The following is a 17,164-nucleotide window of genomic DNA, read 5'->3' as shown; positions in this document are numbered from 1 at the left end:
TTTAGGAGTACAGGATGGCCACTGCTGCCGCCGTCAAGGATGAGCCCGCGACCAAATTCGCAAAGGACCAGCTCAAGGCCATCATCGAACGCATCGAACGGCTGGAAGAAGAAAAGAAGACGATCTCCGACGATATCAGAGACGTCTACGCGGAGGCCAAGGGCAACGGCTTTGACGTGAAAGCGCTGCGCACCATCGTGCGCTTGCGCAAGCAGGACGCCAACGAGCGGCAGGAACAGGAAACCATCCTGGAAACCTACATGCAGGCGCTGGGAATGCTGTGAGTTTTGGTCCTCCCCGCGAAGGCGGGACCCATAGGCCGTGTCGTTCGTGTTCAGGAATGACGTTGCATCGTCCACGTACAATCATAAGCGCCAGGGGTGATGGGTCCCCGCCTTCCGCGGGGACGACGCTGAATTTATAGAAGCGTTTGGTGTTAGGTCGTCCGCGCCTACCGCAGCGATGCGGTCCGCATCACGAACGACTGGGTCGCGAGCTTCGCAACCGCCGGTCCGGTGAACTGGTCGCAGACGAGGCCCAACTGCGGATCGTCGGAGAAGCTCATCGCAACCGCAGTCAGCGGCTTGACGAAATAGGAGCGCATCAGCGTCAGATCGGGATCTCCCATCGCCGACACCGACATCGAGGTGCTGGCGCTGGGCGAGAGAATCATCGCGCGTATCCAGACCTCATTGCTCTTGGTGGCGGACGCGAGCCGGGTCGAGTTGGCAACCATGCCCTGCGAGCCCTTGGCGACTACGGTGGTGATGTTGTTCACGGCCATCGGGTTGCGTGCGGGTGAGGCCGGACGGACGGTCCGCGGCATCGGCGCGCTGGCGGCCACGACGTTGGGGCGTTCGGCCGGCGGCGCCGCCGCAGGCGCATAGGCGAGCGCCTGGAACCCGGCAGAGATGCTGGCCGTCGATTGCGGGTCAGCTCCACCGACAGCCTGGCGGGCCCGCAGCGCGGCGATCTGCGCCGGCGTCGCCTGCTTCGCAGCGGCCGGAGTCTCACCCCAGAAGCCGCGTGCATTGATGATGTCAGCCGGCGTTTCCGGTTTCGCTTCGGTCTTCGCGGGTGCCGTCGCCGCCGGTTTCGATGGCTTGCCGAGCGGGACGATCTGCGCGTCCGCCGATGCCAGCTGGAAGGTCCCGGCGGCCGCCGGCTTGGCGCGCGGCACCGGTACCGGATCGGCGGATCGGGCCGGAACGGCCGCGGCCATCAGGCTCGCGGCGGAGGGTTTTTCGGGGGCGGAAGCAGTGGCGCCGCCTTCGTCATCCTCGTCGGCTGGCGATTTGCCCCTGAACAGGGAGGCGAACAGGCTGGGTTTGCTTCTGGAGTAGGAATCGCTGTCGGCATTGCCGCGTTTTTCGATATCGGCCTTGGCCAGTTCGTAACCGGGCAGCGGATTGCCGTCGGATGGAACGTGGACGGTGCGGCCGTTCGGGAACACGCGGGCCAGCTGGTCGTGGCTCATGCGGGGCCAGTGGCGGATGCTGCCGGTATCGAGATGGACGAAGGGCGATCCCGATGTGGGGTAGAAGCCGACGCCGCCACGCTGCAGGCGAAGCCCGGCGAAGCGGATTTGCTCGAGCGCGACGCCCGGAATGAAGAAATCCATCGCCTGGCCGTTCATGTGCTGGCTGGAACGGGCGACGCCCGACGATCGGCGGCGCAGCATGGCGTTGGTGGCGGGGGAGCGGTAGGCGGAAATGATCTGGATCGGCTGCTTGCCGTCGACGTCGCGGTAGACTTCCCAGAGGATGTCGAACAGGTGCCGATCCATCGTGGTCTGTTCCTGGCTGCGCCAGTCGCGGAGGAAGTGATTGATCTTCTTCAGCGCATCCTCGTCGTAGCGGCCGTTGCGCTTGAAAGTGACGGTAAGATCTTCGTCCGAATGGGTATGATGGAAGGAGAGGGTGCGGGTTTCGCCCAGCGCCGTCGCGTCATGCACCGATCCGGCGCCTGCCAAAAACAATAGCGACGCAAGACCGGCCTGACACCCGGCACGTGACAACGGCAGCGATTTAAAACCGCGCGCGAAACCAACCAGCACTATGAAGCCCACCCAAGAGGACGATCAGCCGAGGGACTCTCTCGCGACCCCTAAGCAGCGGGAGAGAATGAACGCAGTCTTAAGGCAGGAGGGTTAATCGATATTTACAGACCCCACACCCTCGAGCCTTAAGGCGTAACCTTAACCCCGAGTATGGCGAAAAAGTGCCCGCTGCCGAAATCCGGGTGGACAATGCTTAATGCGGGTTACCAAAGCTGCAGAACGAAAAGGGCTTCACTGCAGTGAAGCCCTTGAAAAGATTTAGAAGATTCGCCCGGCCGGCGGTTAGCGAGGGACAGTCCGGCGGGGACGTTGCACCCGCGGCGGGGGCGGCGGGGGTGTCCGCGGCCCGAACAGCCGATCGAAGAATGATGGCCCAGAGCTGCCATAGTCGCTGTTGAACGCGACATTCGAGGGCAGGCTAGAGCCCGGCGGGCGCGAATAGCTCGGCTGCGAACGGGCGACCACGTTTTCGAGGTCCTTGCCCTTGCCGCCGCGCAGGATCGACTGCAAGGCGGCGTCGCGGCCATAGACGTCCTTGCGCAGCTGCAGCTTGCCGGCATCGTCCACGAACGCGGTCTGGTAGGTGATGTGGACCGGGACCGGCGTCGGGAATTTGATGTCGATCTCGCTTTGGCCGTACATGCTGCGGATTTTCTCCGGCGTATAGCGTCCGTTCGGCAGGGTGATGCCGAGCAGCGTGGCCGCGTATTGATCCGGATTCTGCACCCGCATGCAGCCATGGCTGAACGCGCGCTCTTCCTTGGCGAACAGGTGCTTGTCCGGCGTGTCGTGCTGATACACCAGGAACTTGTTCGGGAAGTTGAAGCGGATGCGGCCGAGCGCATTGCGTTCGCCGGGTGGCTGCGAAATGTGGATGCTGCCGTCGCGATTGCGCTCCAGCCGCAGCCCCATGCGCTGCAGCACCGTCGGATCCTGCTGCAGGGCCGGCAAGTATTCGTTGTAGATGATCGAGGGCGGCACGTTCCAGGTCGGATTGACGGTGATGAATTTCATTGTCTCCGTCAGCAGCGGCGTCGCATGGTTACCCGGCTTGCCCGTCACCACCCTGGTGGTCCAGACCGGCGCGCCGTTCTGCATCACTCTCAGCGTGTAGTCGGGAACGTTGAGAATGACGTAGGCGTCACCGAGCGACGGCGCGCCGAGCTGGCGCGGCAGCCAGCGCCAGCGCTCCATGTTGACGATCACCGTATCGATGGCGCGGTCGCGCTTCGGGCTGTTGATCGCCTTGACGGTGCGATCGTCGAGCACGCCGGTGGCTTTGAGATCGGCGCCGTCCTGGAACTTGCGCACCGCTTCGGCGACCTTGGCGTCGTACTTGGTATCGTCGGGATTTTCGGCGATGCCGAGCTTGGCGCGTAGTTGCGGCACGCGCGGATCGTCGACGACGATCTCAGGCTGCTTCTTGCCGCGCGCCGGGGTGTATTTCAGCACCGGGCCATCGGCGATCTGCACCACCGGGCCCTCGCCCTGGCCGCGCAATTCGGCGAGTTTCTTCTTCAATTCGCGATAGAGCTTGTGCGGGGGGTTGTAACCCTCCAGCGCCGCGCTGGCATCCTTGGCCGTGGTGACATTGGCAAGAACCTCGGCCGGATCGGTCGGATGATCGGGATAGAGGATGTCGGCGCTGACCTGCGACCAGTGCATCCGGCCGCTCTGCGCCTGGCGCGCGTAATCGAGCATGCTGGCGGTCAGTTTCAGCTCGGCATCCGCAAGGGAGTCCGGAGAAGTTGCAGCGGCCAAATCCGGGACCGGGTAGTCGGCGGCATTGAGGCCGTCGGCCGCAGCGTCCTTGAGCCGGGCCATCACGCCCTTGGCGCTTGCGGTGAGGGCGCCGGTTTGTGTCCACACCGGCGCATATTCGCGCGTGATGTAGAATTTCTCGACGGCGGCGCGCTCGCCCTTGCGGTCAAAATATTTCGATGCTTTTGCGCCGAGCATTTCCTTGAGCTTGTCGGCGACCGGCTGATCCGCCGGTGCGACATTGCTGGCGGCTTTGACCGGTTCCGTGGCAGGTTCGACAACCGGCGGTGCAGCCGCCGCCGGCGGGGTCGCGGTGTCGTCTTTCTTGACGGCTGCGGGAGCCGCGGCTGTCTCGGCTGGCTTGGTCTCCAAAGCCTTCTCGGTCGTCTTAGTGGGGTCGGGGACGGTCGCGGTGGTTTCCATCTTGAAGTCGCTCGCCGTCGGCGGCGGAACATTTGCGGGTTCGGGGCGCGGGATCGCTGCGTCGATCGCGAGGTCCGCAGGTGTGCTTCGCGGCGCATCGCTTTGCGCAAATGCCGCGGTCGCGGACACCGTGAGGAAGGTTGCCGCGACGGCCATCAGAACGCGGTCAAATCCAGCACGGCCATTGCTCTGGCGGCCTTTGCAGTAGTCACGCATCGTCACACCCCTTGGGTGAAACTGCCCCGGCATGGAACAGCTCTTAGGTCTTCTCCGTCACAGCTTTTGCTAAATGCGCCGCTTGATCGGACCTTGAAACCATTCAGTCAACGAACCCGCGCCTGAATGCGTTCCAAATCTTGGTAGCGTCGCTACGCCTGCGCGCGACGATTCACACGCAGACGATATACACGCTCGATTCATGCGGCCAGTGCTACGCGGTGCATGTCACGACAAACTGACTTCAAAAGGCATCCATTGCAACGGATTGCGCGCTTTTGCCACGCGCTTTTCCTTTTGTCTGTCACCGGCCAGCAACGGTTCAAGGTTTCGTCGCGCTCGGATTCCGGAAAGCGCATGCGTCCCGGAACCACGCTCAGCGCGTCTGGTCCGGTCCCGTAGCCGGGTCGCTGGCGGCTTCATCGAGCTTGCGATACAGAGTCGAGCGCCCGATTTTCAACCGCCTTGCCACTTCGGACATCTGGCCGCGATAATGCGAGATCGCGTACCGGATGATCTCGGTTTCCATTTCTTCCAGCGGGCGCATCTCGCCGCTTGCCGTCAGCATCAAAAGGCTACCGGCAACGGATGTGGGAGCGATAGGTATCTCATTACCCGAAACCATCGCAGGTGCAGTCGAGTGAAATGCCTGCTCAATCGTAAGCGGTTCGGCGTGATGATCCTGTGGCTCATGCGACGCCGATAACGCCGCGTGGGCTTGCGGAAAATCGGCAAGCCCGAGCTGATCGCCCTCGCTCATCACCACGGCGCGATAAACCGCGTTTTCCAGTTGCCGGATATTGCCGGGCCAATCCAGTTGCGACAGCCGCGCCATCGCCTCGCCGCTGATGCCGGTAATGGGGCTATTTTCTTCGGCGCAGAACCGCGCCAGAAAATGCCGCAGCAGATGCGGGATATCCTCGCGCCGCATCCGCAAGGGAGGAATCGTCAGCGGCAGCACGTGAAGACGGTAGAACAAGTCCTCGCGAAAATGTCCGCCCTTGACGCGGTCGAGCAGCTTGCGATTGGTGGCGGAGACGATGCGTACATCGACTTTGACCGGCTTGCGTCCGCCGACCGCTTCCACGGCACCTTCCTGCAGCGCGCGCAGCAGTTTCACCTGCGCGCTCAGCGGCAATTCGCTGACCTCGTCGAGAAACAGCGTGCCGCCGGAGGCTTCGACGAATTTGCCGGTGTGACGTTCGGTGGCGCCGGTGAATGCCCCCTTTTCGTGACCGAACAGAATCGATTCGACGAGATTGTCGGGGATCGCGCCACAATTGACCGCGACGAAGGGCTTTGCGGCGCGCTCGCCCGTGCCGTGAATGGCGCGCGCGAAAAGTTCCTTGCCGACGCCGGACTCGCCTTCGATCAGAACCGGGATCGTGGAGCCTGCGGCCTTCTGCGCCGTGCGCAGCACGCCCGCCATCGCGTCGCTGCGGGTGACGATGTCGGCGAAGGTCAATTTGCCTTCGCGGCTGTGCCTGATCCGCTGCAACTCGCCTTTCAGCGCGCTGGCGTTGAGCGCGTTGCGCAACGACACCTGCAGCCGTTCGATGCCGACGGGTTTTACGACGAAATCATGGGCGCCGGCGCGCATCGCCGACACCACATTGTCGATGCCGCCATGCGCGGTCTGCACGATCACCGGAATGTTCAATCCGGCTTCGCGGATTTTCGCCAGCACGCCCATGCCGTCGAGGCCGGGCATCACCAGATCGAGCACGACGGCGTCGATCGCCTTGGTGTCCGGCGCGGTGAGCAGGGCGATGACGGCGTCACCGCTGTCGACGACGACGGTCTCATACCCGCACCGCTGCACCATGTTTTCGACCAGACGGCGTTGCACCGCGTCGTCGTCGGCGATCAAAATGGTGGCAGCCATGGCATTCCCCGCACCTTACAACTATCTGTCTCGAATCGGGGCACTCTCGCCGATGGCGATTAACGTGCTCTTAAGGGCTGTCATCACGACGCGGTCTGATCGCAGCGATGGTTAGGATTGAACGTTATAGCAGGTACGAAAATATGGCCCCGCGCTCTTCCGCTCTCCGCAAGTCCTCCGCCCAACGCAAATCGACTGCCAGGAAACCTGCCGCCAAGGCCGGCCCCGGCAAGCTGCCGGAATGGAATCTGGCCGATCTTTATTCCGGGATCGACGCGCCCGAAGTGGTGCGCGACCTCGACCGGATGGATGCCGAATGCATCGCATTCGAGCAGGATTACAAGGGTAGGCTGGCGGCAGAGACGGCGAAAGATGGCGGCGGCGCCTGGCTCGCTAAAGCCGTGAAGCGCTACGAGACCATCGACGATCTGGCCGGGCGTCTTGGATCGTATGCCGGCCTGGTCCATGCCGGCGACAGCGTCGATCCCGTGCTCTCCAAATTCTATGGCGATGTGTCCGAGCGCCTGACGGCGGCGTCGGTGCATCTGTTGTTCTTTGGACTGGAGCTCAATCGCATCGACGACGCGGTGATCGAACGCGCGATGCAGACGCCCGAGCTTGGGCATTACCGCCCCTGGATCGAGGATCTCCGCAAGGACAGGCCCTATCAGCTGGAGGATCGCGTCGAACAACTGTTCCACGAAAAATCCGTCAGCGGCTACGCCGCCTGGAACAGATTGTTCGACCAGACCATTTCAGGTCTGCGCTTCAAAGTCGGCGGCAAGCAACTGGCGATCGAGCCGACGCTGAACCTGCTGCAGGACCGCGCACCGGAAAAACGCAAGGCGGCGGGACAGGCGCTGGCGAAAACCTTCAAGGCCAATGAGCGGGCTTTCGCGCTGGTCACCAATACGCTGGCCAAGGACAAGGAGATATCCGATCGCTGGCGCGGGTTTGAGGACGTCGCGGATTCGCGTCATCTGGCCAACCGCGTCGAGCGCGAGGTAGTGGATGCGCTGGTGGGGTCGGTACGGGCAGCCTATCCGCGGCTGTCGCACCGCTACTATGCGCTGAAGGCTAGCTGGTTCAAAAAGAAGAAGCTTGCGCATTGGGATCGCAACGCGCCGCTGCCGTTCGCCGCGACCGGCAGCATTGCCTGGCTAGAAGCGAAGAAGATGGTGCTGACCGCCTATGGCGCGTTCTCGCCGGAGATGGCCGGCATCGCCGAGCGCTTCTTCACCGATCGCTGGATCGATGCGCCGGTGCGGCCGGGCAAGGCGCCGGGCGCGTTTTCGCATCCCACCACCCCGTCGGCACATCCCTATGTGCTGATGAATTATCAGGGCAAGCCGCGCGACGTGATGACGCTGGCGCACGAACTCGGCCACGGCGTGCATCAGGTGCTGGCGGCAAAAAACGGTGCGCTGATGGCGCCGACGCCGCTGACGCTGGCGGAGACCGCCAGCGTGTTCGGCGAGATGCTGACCTTCAAGCGGCTGCTGGCCCAGACCAAAAGCACGAAGGAGCGGCAGGCGCTGCTCGCCGGCAAAGTCGAGGACATGATCAACACTGTGGTGCGGCAGATCGCGTTCTATTCATTCGAGCGCGCCGTGCACACCGAACGGCGCAACGGCGAGCTGACCGCGCAACGCATCGGCGAGATCTGGCTCAGCGTGCAGGGTGAAAGCCTTGGTCCAGCGATCGAACTGCGGCCGGGCTACGAGAATTTCTGGATGTATATCCCGCACTTCATCCATTCGCCGTTCTATGTCTACGCCTATGCGTTCGGCGATTGCCTCGTGAACTCGCTCTATGCGGTCTACGAAAACGCGCAAGGTGGCTTTGCCGAACGGTACCTCGCAATGCTCTCGGCCGGCGGCACCAAGCATTATTCCGAACTGCTCAAGCCGTTCGGGCTGGATGCCAAGGAGCCGAAATTCTGGGACGAAGGGCTGTCGGTCATCGCCGGGATGATCGATGAACTGGAGCGAATGGACTAAAAAATTGAATTTGCGCGAATTGGCGCGTACAACGTTTGTTGAACAGAGCGATTCTCTTGTTATACATCCCGTATAACAGGAGCTAAAGGCGATGAATGAGATGCCGCGCAAACTCTCCGAAGGCGAGGTCCTTCAAATTCGCAAGATCGGCAATTCGGTCGGTGTGATCCTGCCGAAGGAATTGCTTGCCCGGCTTAATCTGAAGGAGGGCGACAAATTCTATCCGGTTGAACAACCGGACGGGAGCCTGCGGCTGTCGCCCTTTAATCCGAAACATGCGCGGACGATGGAAATCGCCCGCAAGATCATGCACGAGTATCGCGATACGTTTGCAGCGCTTGCAAAATGAGTGAGCCAATTTGGCTCGATGTCGATGAAGTCATCGACATGCATGCAGAGCAATTGGCGATATTCGGCGGACCGGAAGGTGTTCGGGATCACGGCCTTCTTGAGTCGGCGATTTTGCGGCCGGTCAACCAATGGCATTATGGACAAACTGACTTGGCTGCGCTTGCGGCAGCCTATGCGTTTGGCCTCGCCCGCAACCATGCATTTGTAGACGGCAACAAGCGCATCGCTTTCCACGCGATGATGGTCTTTCTGCGCAACAATGGCATCAGGTTTTCCCCTGATCCCGGGCACGCTACGGAAATTATCCTCTCCCTCGCCGCCGGCGAAGTCAGCGAGGAGAGCCTCGCGCGCTGGATCAGGGACAATTGGCCTGTCGAGCCGGACAAATAGAGGCACGAGTCCACGGACAACCACCCGCCGCCGTTGCTCTCCCATCCCGATTGGGTTAATTCCAAGGCAATTGCTGAAGATCCCCTGGAGAGACTGATGGCTGAGCATAACGAAGTTGCCTACACCACCGCTGACGGCAACGATTACCCCGCGCATGAGCAGACCTACGAAGGCTTCATCAAGCTGGTGAAGTACGGCACCGGCAGCGTCATTTTGATCGTTGCCTTGATGGCGCTTTTCCTGACCTAATCCATTCGAGCGCGCCGCCTCCCGGCGCGCTGATCTGCTCACGCGCGTGCCCTGCGCCGGAGGCCCCATGAAGATCGCCGTCGCCAAGGAAATCGATCCCTCCGAGCCGCGGGTGGCGGCGTCGCCCGATACCGTGAAGAAGTTCAAGGCGCTCGGCGTCGATGTCGCCGTCGAGCCCGGCGCGGGGATCAAGTCGGGGCTGCCGGATTCGGAATTCACCGCCGCGGGGGCTGTCGTCAGCGCCGACGCGCTGAGCGATGCCGACGTCATCATCAAGGTGAAGCGTCCGGAAGCATCGGAGCTCGCAGACTACAAGCGCGGCGCGCTGGTGATCGCGATCATGGATCCTTACGGCAACGATGCCGCGCTGAAGGCGATGGCCGATGCCGGCATCTCGGCGTTCGCGATGGAATTGATGCCGCGCATCACCCGCGCGCAGGTGATGGACGTGCTGTCGAGCCAGGCGAACCTTGCGGGCTATCGTGCGGTGATCGAGGCGGCGGAGGCATTCGGCCGCGCCTTCCCGATGATGATGACCGCGGCGGGCACCATTCCCGCGGCAAAAGTATTCGTGATGGGCGTCGGCGTCGCCGGCCTACAGGCGATCGCGACCGCGCGGCGTCTCGGGGCCGTGGTCACCGCGACCGACGTGCGCCCGGCGGTGAAGGAACAGGTCGAAAGTCTCGGCGCAAAGTTTCTCGCGGTCGAGGATGAGGAATTCAAGCAGGCGGAGACCGCGGGCGGCTACGCCAAGGAAATGTCCAAGGAGTACCAGGCCAAACAGGCCGCGCTCACCGCCGAGCATATCAAGAAGCAGGACATCATCATCACCACTGCGCTGATCCCCGGCCGTCCCGCCCCGAAACTCGTCACCGCCGAGATGGTCAGGTCGATGAAGCCCGGCTCGGTGCTGGTCGATCTTGCGGTCGAGCGCGGCGGCAACGTCGAGGGCGCAAGGGCCGGCGAAGTTGCCGATGTCGGCGGCATCAAGATCGTCGGCTATACAAATGTTGCGGGCCGTGTCGCGACATCGGCGTCGAGCCTTTATGCACGCAATCTTTTCTCGTTCATCGAAACGATGATCGACAAAACCTCAAAGGCGCTTGCCGTGAACTGGGACGACGAGCTGGTCAAGGCCACCGCGCTGACCAAAGACGGCGCCGTCATTCATCCGAATTTTCAGCCGAAGGCATAAGGAGCCCCGCCATGGACCATATCGCGCAGGCCGTCGATCACTTCGTGTTCCGGCTGTCGATTTTCGTGCTCGCCGTGTTCGTCGGCTATTTCGTCGTGTGGTCGGTAACGCCGGCGCTGCATACGCCGCTGATGTCGGTGACCAACGCGATCTCCTCGGTGATCGTGGTCGGCGCGCTGCTCGCGGTCGGCGTTTCGCTGGTCGGCAGTGGCGGGGCCTGGGCGCGCGGCTTCGGTTTTGTCGCGCTGATCTTTGCGTCGGTGAATATTTTCGGCGGCTTTCTGGTGACGCAGCGCATGCTCGCGATGTACCAGAAGAAAAAGAAGTGAGCGGCGTGGCTGGTTTTCCGATGACGGGTACAATGGGGCTTTGCCAATGAACGCCAATCTCGCCGCAGTACTGTATCTCGTCGCCGGCGTGCTGTTCATCCTGTCATTGCGCGGGCTGTCGAGCCCGGCTTCATCCCGACAGGGCAATTTCCTCGGCATGATCGGCATGGGGATCGCGATCGTGACTACGCTCGCGGCGCATCCGCCGGCGGATGGCATCGGCTGGTTGCTGGTGGTTCTCGGCATCGCGATCGGCGGCGGCATCGGCGCGGTGATCGCGCGGCGGGTGCCGATGACGTCGATGCCGGAGCTGGTCGCGGCATTCCATTCGCTGGTCGGCATGGCCGCGGTGTTGGTCGCGGCCGGTGCGTTTTATGCACCGGCGGCATTCGATATCGGCGTCCCCGGCGCGATCCACCGCGCCAGCCTCGTCGAAATGTCGCTCGGTGTCGCGATCGGTGCGCTGACTTTCACCGGCTCGGTGATCGCCTTCGCAAAACTGTCCGGCCGCATGAGCGGCGCGCCGATTATCCTGCCGGCGCGCCACGTCATCAACATCGCGCTTGGCGTGTTGCTGGTCGTCTGCATCGCGCTTTTGGTCAAGACCGGCCTTGCCGGCTATTTCTGGGCGGTCACTATCATCGCGCTGGTGCTGGGCGCGCTCCTGATCATCCCGATCGGCGGCGCCGACATGCCGGTGGTGATCTCGATGCTGAATTCTTATTCCGGCTGGGCCGCGGCCGGCATCGGCTTCACCCTCGGCAATTCGGCGCTGATCATCACCGGCGCGCTGGTCGGATCAAGCGGCGCTATCCTGTCCTACATCATGTGCCACGCCATGAACCGGTCTTTCATCTCCGTCATTCTCGGCGGCTTCGGCGGCGAAACCGCGGCGGCCGGTGCGGTAGCCGGCGGCGAAGCGCGTCCGGTCAAGCTCGGCTCCGCTGACGATGCGGCTTACATCATGAAGAATGCGCAGAAGGTGATCATCATACCCGGCTACGGCATGGCCGTGGCGCAGGCGCAGCACGCGTTGCGCGAGATGGCGGATACGCTGAAGAAGGAAGGCGTCGAGGTCAAATACGCCATTCACCCCGTAGCAGGCCGCATGCCCGGCCACATGAACGTGCTGCTGGCGGAGGCCAATGTCCCCTATGATGAGGTGTTCGAGCTGGAGGACATCAATTCCGAATTCGCCCAGGCCGACATCGCCTTCGTGATCGGCGCCAACGACGTCACCAATCCAGCCGCCGAGGACGACAAGACCTCGCCGATCTACGGCATGCCGGTGTTGCAGGTCTGGAAGGCCGGCACCGTGATGTTCATCAAGCGGTCGCTGGCCTCCGGCTATGCCGGCATCGACAATCCGCTGTTCTACCGCGACAACACCATGATGCTGCTCGGCGACGCCAAAAAGATGACCGAGAACATCGTCAAGGCGTTGTAGGACTTCCGCGAATAGGCGGAACCGCTGGGTTGCCATCATATTATATAATTGATGTCATTATTGACAAATGACATCAAAATGCTATTTTGAAACCAAATGTGAGGTAGCAACTATGGCAAATACAGTTAAAAAAGCAACGACCTTCCGAATTGAAGAGACCACCATGAGTGGCTTGGAAAAATTGAGTGCAATACTCAATAAACCTCTAAACAAGCTAGCAAATGAGGCGGTGCGAGAATACGTGGCCAGACGCATTTCGGAAGTAGAAATTGATCTTGCTTCGACGCTCGAAGATTTACGGGCGTACAGAAAGACTGATCCTAATTCGAACGTTCTATGGCTGAGTTTATAGAAGCAGAAGCTTCGGCGACCCATGATCCAGTAGAAGGCCGCGTTGTATCTGAGGTCGGTCCGGCTCAGAAAAGGATGTCTAAACTCTTGCATGGCTGACTGGGACGAGGACAGCCCCCAGTTCCGTGCGAATCTGGCGGGAGTGCTCTCGTCCGTACGGAATGATGCTGTTCGACGTGCCAAGCGTACGATCGAGATCGTTCGAGCTTGGCACGAAGACATGATGCATAAGCTGAGCATATCGAAAGCGGAATACGGCAGATTCACAGATCATGCTGTCGGCCGATTTCGAGGTGAAATTGGTCTCGAAGGCTGCGAGGTAGAAGTTGGTGGTTACGATGGAGTCGAATCCAGCCTTGTCGCGAGTGCACTAAAATCTTTTGAAGAAACGCTGCAAGACGCCGTTCAATCGCTCGATGATTTAATCGCGCCTGGCCGGGAATTGGACGATGATCAGCTAGCAGCAGTTATTGAATTGTGTGCTTGGGCTCACTCCGAATGGGCAAGAATTCACCCCTTCGTTAATGGCAACGGCCGCACCGCCCGGTTGTGGTCTAACTATATCGCCATGCGTTACGGTCTGCCGAATTTCGTGCGCTTGAGTCCGAGACCGGATAGCCCATACGACTTGTCGCGGCTGATGCCATGGAAGGACGCTGGAGGCCAACCGCGTTAGTGTTTCGACAAATGTATGCTGAAGCTGTTAAGCGCCCGACAAAATAAGCCTTCTACTGACCGGAAAAATCAAGGGGATGTAAATTGCGAGATTTTGCAACGGCGAAGCCATGACCGTCCTGAAATGGCTGGCGTCGCTTGCATTGATCGCCTATTTCGGCGGCCTCGCGTTGCTGTATTTCGCACAGCGCTCGATTCTTTTCCCGATACCGGAAACGCGGCGTACGTCGCCGAAAGCCGCGGGTCTTCCGCAGGCTGAAGAACATCTGCTGCAAACCACCGATGGCGAGAAACTCGTCGCCTGGCATGTTCCGTCCCGCGCCGGCAAGCCGGTTGTCATTTTCTTCCACGGCAATGGCGATATCCTTGCCTGGCGCGCACCGTGGTTTGCCGCACTGACCGCCGACGGCACCGGCCTTGTTGCGGTATCGTTCCGCGGTTATGCCGGGTCGTCAGGATCTCCGACCGAGGCTGGTCTCATCAACGACGCTGAGGCGGCCTATGCGTTCGCTGTGGAGCGCTACGCGCCCGATCGGATCGTGCTGTGGGGCTATTCGCTCGGCAGCGGGCCGGCGGTTGCCCTCGCAGCAAGGCAGCGGGTAGCAAAGCTGATCCTGGAAGCCCCATACACGTCGATCGCGGATATCGCCGCGGCGGCTTTTCCATTTGCCCCGGTGCGCTGGTTTGTACGCGACCAGTTCCACGCGGACCAATGGATCGCGAATGTGACGTCACCCGTTCTGGTCATGCACGGCGGACGTGACCGCACGATTCCAATGCGCTTCGGCGAAAGGCTATATGAACTTGCTCGCGATCCGAAGCAGATGGTACGATTTCCGGAAGGCGGTCACGATGATCTCGATAATTTCGGCGCGATGGATGTCGCACGGGCCTTCCTCGCCAAAACTACGGATTGATCGACAAGGTGTGATCGCATGAGCGCGCACGGCCCGATGCCGCCGTCGGCGTGGATATTCCCCGTGCTCGCCGTTCTGCTGTTCGCCGCGGCTACAACACTCGGCTTCACCTTCACGCCGTCGCCCGCCGGGCTGGTGTTTGCGGCCATACTGCTGGTGATCCTGTTCGGCACTGTATTCGCCGCCGTGCATCATGCCGAGGTGATCGCCGAGAGAATTGGCGAGCCCTACGGCACGCTGTTGCTGACGCTGGCGGTCACCGTGATCGAGGTCGCGCTGATCGCCACCATCATGCTCGGCGAAAAGCCCGTGCCCGCGCTGGCGCGCGACACCGTGTTCGCCGTGGTGATGATCGTCTGCAACGGCTTGGTCGGCATCTGTATCCTGGCGGGCGGCCTGCGCTACCGCGAGCAGGATTTTCAGGTCACCGGCGCCAATCTCTATCTTTCGGTGCTGATCGTGCTTGCGACCATCACGCTGATCCTGCCGAACTACACCCTGACCACGCCCGGGCCGTTGTATTCGGCGGGCCAACTCGGCTTTGTCAGCGTCGCGACCATCATTCTTTACGGCGTGTTTCTCTACACCCAGACCATTCGGCACCGCGATTATTTCATCATTGAAAGCGACGGCGCCGGAGATGATGCGGCACACACTTCGAACCGGACGCTGATGTTCAGCACGGCGCTGCTGCTGGCGTCGCTGCTGGCGGTAGTGCTGCTGGCAAAAAAGTTCTCGCTGGTGGTCGATGCCGGCGCCGCCGCGATCGGCGCGCCGCCGGCCTTCGCGGGCATTCTGGTGGCGCTGTTGATCCTGCTGCCGGAGAGCGTTGCGGCCATCGCCGCCGCGCGCAAGAACGAGTTGCAGAAGAGCATCAATCTGGCGCTGGGCTCGTCGCTGGCCACCATCGGACTGACGATTCCGGCGGTGGCCATAGCCGCCTATGCGCTCGACAAGACCCTGCTTCTGGGTCTGGATCAGCGCGAGGTGGTGCTGCTGGTGATGACCTTCTTCATCAGCATGCTGACCTTCGGCACCGGCCGCACCAACATCCTGTTCGGGCTGGTTCACCTGCTGGTGTTTGCGGTATTCGTGTTCATGGTGTTCGTGCCGTAAAAGGAGAGGGAACGACCATGATCAGCGCAAAATCCGACGTTCAAGTCGACACCCCGGAAGTCCGCGTTACCGAATGGCGGCTGGCGCCGGGCAGCGCCACCGGACATCACATCCACGGGATGGACTATGTGATCGTGCCGGTAACCTCGGGCGAAATGACCATCGTGGCGCCGAACGGCGAACGTTCGAAGGCGCAGCTCGGCGTCGGAAAATCCTATTTCCGCAAAGCCGGCGTGGAACACGACGTGCTCAACGAAACCGCTGCCGAGATCGTGTTCCTGGAGGTCGAACTAAAGCCCTGAGCAAGCTTTCGCGCCGGGAGCGTTCAGACGGGCCAATTGCCACCGATCTGTCGCAGTTGATCCCTCAATGCGCCTCAAAGTTCCCGCATCAGAAAAGCGCGGGGGAGGCCTTTGATGCTGAAAAAGTACGTCTCGAAGTTCACGATCGACATTTTGCCCTCGGTGCTGGCGACCATCATCGGCGCCTACATCGTTAATCATTACATCATTGCCAGGCCCGCTGACGCGCCGGCCGCAGCCGCGGTCTCCACGTCCGCTCCGGCAAAAGCCGACCATAAGGCGTCGGAATCGGTCGCCGCTATTCCCGAGGCGGGCGTAAAGGCCAAGGGCATTTCCGAGCGCGCCATCCTGGAGAAGACCGCGACGGAAAAGCCGGCGGTGGTCGACAAGCCGTCCGACAGCGCGGGCCTCCCCGCCGAGCCGCGCCGGCATCAGCCGGTGCCGCGTGAAAAGGCGGTTGCCAAAGCCGTGCAGGCGCCGGCGCCTGTCGCCACGCCGCCGGTCGAGGCTGCTGTTGCTCCGGACGAGAAGCGCGACGCCAACGATCTTGCGCGAGCGGCGATCGAGCGCCTGCGTGGCAGCAACGAAGCCTTGCCGCGTGCGCAGGAAGCGGTGCGTGTCCCGGAAGCTCCCCAGGCCCCTGAGACGCCGCACCTGGCGTCAGCGCCGGCCGTGCAGCCCTTGCCGCCGCCGATCATGGTTTCCGCGCCCAACACCGAAGCGCTCAATTCGGCAACAATCTCGGCGCCGATGAAGCCGCCTACCGGGGCTGCCCGGATCGACGATCCGCGCCGGCCGACGCCGCCCGCCGACATCCCGTCGTCCTCGCCGGTCGACCTTCGCGCCGAGGCGGCGCTGCCTCCGCCGCGGGAACGTACGTCGGTTGCCGATGACGTGCTGTCGGCGGCGAAGTCGGTATTCCACGCGGTACTGCCGCGGTAGCCTTCCGTCATTGCGAGCCAACGGGTCGCGCGAACGCGCGCCCGATGACAGGCTCCGCGAAGCAATCCAGAACAACAAGCGAAACTGGATTGCTTCGTCCGCTTCGCTCCTCGCAATGACGCGTGGAGTTATCCGCCGACGCGCGCGATGCCGCTTCGCGCCGCTTCATCCTTGGGCCGGATATCGATCGCACGGTTATACGAGGCGGCCGCCTTGGCCTTGTCGCCGAGTTTCTCGTAGGCGAGGCCGCGGGTTACCCAGATCTGTCCATTCATCGGGGCCGCCTGCACCGCCTCATCGAGGTCGGAGGCGGCCTCCTTCGGCTTGTCTAGTGCGAGGTAACTGACCGCGCGGCCGAGCAGCGGATCGGCCTGCTGCGGCGCGAGACCGTTGGCGGAGGTGAAATCGGTGATCGCGAGTTCATGCTGCTTGGTGCCCTGATAGAGCAAAGCGCGATTGTAATACGCCTCGGCATTGTCAGGCCGGAGGCTGATCGCCTTGGTGAGGTCGTCCAGCGCTTCCGCCTGCTGGTTTCTTGCCTTGTGAATCATGCCGC

At 61.9% G+C, this 17,164-nt stretch carries 18 protein-coding genes; 14 read left to right on the top strand and 4 right to left on the bottom strand.

Annotation, left to right across the window (positions count from 1 at the left end; all coding sequences use genetic code 11):
- Window positions 1-14: 14 nt before the first annotated feature.
- A complete protein-coding gene (locus VGP39_RS22145) occupies window positions 15-284 on the top strand; it encodes a DUF2312 domain-containing protein (protein ID WP_327570233.1) in 270 nt (89 codons plus the stop codon).
- A 167-nt stretch (window positions 285-451) separates the two neighbouring features.
- Here VGP39_RS22145 and VGP39_RS22140 read toward each other — a convergent pair whose 3' ends face one another.
- The 3 genes from VGP39_RS22140 to VGP39_RS22130 form a co-directional block, all read right to left on the bottom strand.
- Window positions 452-2,056 carry a DUF882 domain-containing protein gene (locus VGP39_RS22140; protein WP_327570232.1) on the bottom strand — a complete coding sequence of 535 codons (1,605 nt, stop codon included), beginning with the start codon at window positions 2,054-2,056 and terminating at the stop codon, window positions 452-454.
- Between the two features lie 285 nt (window positions 2,057-2,341).
- A complete protein-coding gene (locus VGP39_RS22135; RefSeq protein ID WP_327570231.1) occupies window positions 2,342-4,459 on the bottom strand; it encodes a L,D-transpeptidase family protein in 2,118 nt (705 codons plus the stop codon).
- A gap of 376 nt (window positions 4,460-4,835) precedes the next feature.
- Window positions 4,836-6,344 (bottom strand): sigma-54 dependent transcriptional regulator, encoded by a 1,509-nt coding sequence (locus VGP39_RS22130; protein ID WP_327570230.1) that lies wholly within the window; start codon window positions 6,342-6,344, stop codon window positions 4,836-4,838.
- Window positions 6,345-6,487: 143 nt separating this feature from the next.
- Between VGP39_RS22130 and VGP39_RS22125 the strand changes: the two genes are divergently transcribed.
- From VGP39_RS22125 to VGP39_RS22065, 13 genes are all read left to right on the top strand, one after another.
- The gene (locus VGP39_RS22125) at window positions 6,488-8,344 is read left to right on the top strand and encodes a M3 family oligoendopeptidase (RefSeq protein ID WP_327570229.1); all 1,857 of its coding nucleotides are present in this window, start codon (window positions 6,488-6,490) and stop codon (window positions 8,342-8,344) included.
- 91 nt (window positions 8,345-8,435) lie between these two features.
- Entirely contained in the window at window positions 8,436-8,693 is a 258-nt protein-coding gene (locus VGP39_RS22120; RefSeq protein ID WP_327570228.1) for an AbrB/MazE/SpoVT family DNA-binding domain-containing protein, read from the top strand.
- A complete protein-coding gene (locus VGP39_RS22115; RefSeq protein WP_327570227.1) occupies window positions 8,690-9,085 on the top strand; it encodes a type II toxin-antitoxin system death-on-curing family toxin in 396 nt (131 codons plus the stop codon). The genes VGP39_RS22120 and VGP39_RS22115 overlap by 4 nt, the downstream gene beginning before the upstream one ends.
- A 96-nt stretch (window positions 9,086-9,181) precedes the next feature.
- Window positions 9,182-9,334 (top strand): aa3-type cytochrome c oxidase subunit IV, encoded by a 153-nt coding sequence (locus VGP39_RS22110; RefSeq protein WP_327570226.1) that lies wholly within the window; start codon window positions 9,182-9,184, stop codon window positions 9,332-9,334.
- Between the two features lie 67 nt (window positions 9,335-9,401).
- Window positions 9,402-10,529: a Re/Si-specific NAD(P)(+) transhydrogenase subunit alpha gene (locus VGP39_RS22105; protein ID WP_327570225.1), complete on the top strand. Its 1,128-nt coding sequence runs from the start codon at window positions 9,402-9,404 to the stop codon at window positions 10,527-10,529.
- Between the two features lie 11 nt (window positions 10,530-10,540).
- Window positions 10,541-10,858, top strand: a complete 318-nt coding sequence (locus VGP39_RS22100; RefSeq protein WP_327570224.1) for a proton-translocating transhydrogenase family protein — start codon at window positions 10,541-10,543, stop codon at window positions 10,856-10,858.
- A gap of 46 nt (window positions 10,859-10,904) precedes the next feature.
- Window positions 10,905-12,305 carry an NAD(P)(+) transhydrogenase (Re/Si-specific) subunit beta gene (locus VGP39_RS22095; RefSeq protein ID WP_327570223.1) on the top strand — a complete coding sequence of 467 codons (1,401 nt, stop codon included), beginning with the start codon at window positions 10,905-10,907 and terminating at the stop codon, window positions 12,303-12,305.
- A 112-nt stretch (window positions 12,306-12,417) separates the two neighbouring features.
- Complete coding sequence (locus VGP39_RS22090; protein WP_327570222.1) at window positions 12,418-12,657, top strand: hypothetical protein; 240 nt, start codon at window positions 12,418-12,420, stop codon at window positions 12,655-12,657.
- 90 nt (window positions 12,658-12,747) lie between these two features.
- Window positions 12,748-13,332 (top strand): Fic family protein, encoded by a 585-nt coding sequence (locus tag VGP39_RS22085; protein WP_327570221.1) that lies wholly within the window; start codon window positions 12,748-12,750, stop codon window positions 13,330-13,332.
- Window positions 13,333-13,441: 109 nt separating this feature from the next.
- Window positions 13,442-14,248 (top strand): alpha/beta hydrolase, encoded by an 807-nt coding sequence (locus VGP39_RS22080; protein ID WP_327570220.1) that lies wholly within the window; start codon window positions 13,442-13,444, stop codon window positions 14,246-14,248.
- 18 nt (window positions 14,249-14,266) lie between these two features.
- The gene (locus VGP39_RS22075; protein WP_327570219.1) at window positions 14,267-15,364 is read left to right on the top strand and encodes an ionic transporter y4hA; all 1,098 of its coding nucleotides are present in this window, start codon (window positions 14,267-14,269) and stop codon (window positions 15,362-15,364) included.
- Between the two features lie 17 nt (window positions 15,365-15,381).
- Window positions 15,382-15,666, top strand: a complete 285-nt coding sequence (locus VGP39_RS22070; protein WP_327570218.1) for a cupin domain-containing protein — start codon at window positions 15,382-15,384, stop codon at window positions 15,664-15,666.
- 114 nt (window positions 15,667-15,780) lie between these two features.
- The gene (locus tag VGP39_RS22065) at window positions 15,781-16,608 is read left to right on the top strand and encodes a hypothetical protein (RefSeq protein WP_327570217.1); all 828 of its coding nucleotides are present in this window, start codon (window positions 15,781-15,783) and stop codon (window positions 16,606-16,608) included.
- Between the two features lie 128 nt (window positions 16,609-16,736).
- Here VGP39_RS22065 and VGP39_RS22060 read toward each other — a convergent pair.
- Window positions 16,737-17,164: tetratricopeptide repeat protein (locus tag VGP39_RS22060; RefSeq protein WP_327570216.1), on the bottom strand; the 428-nt coding region annotated here is incomplete at its 5' end.

Origin of the sequence: Bradyrhizobium sp. (assembly GCF_036009065.1) — a bacterium.
Taxonomy (GTDB): Bacteria; Pseudomonadota; Alphaproteobacteria; order Rhizobiales; family Xanthobacteraceae; genus Bradyrhizobium.
The sequence above is the reverse complement of the archived record's forward strand: the minus strand, read 5'-3'. Positions and strand labels throughout refer to the sequence as shown.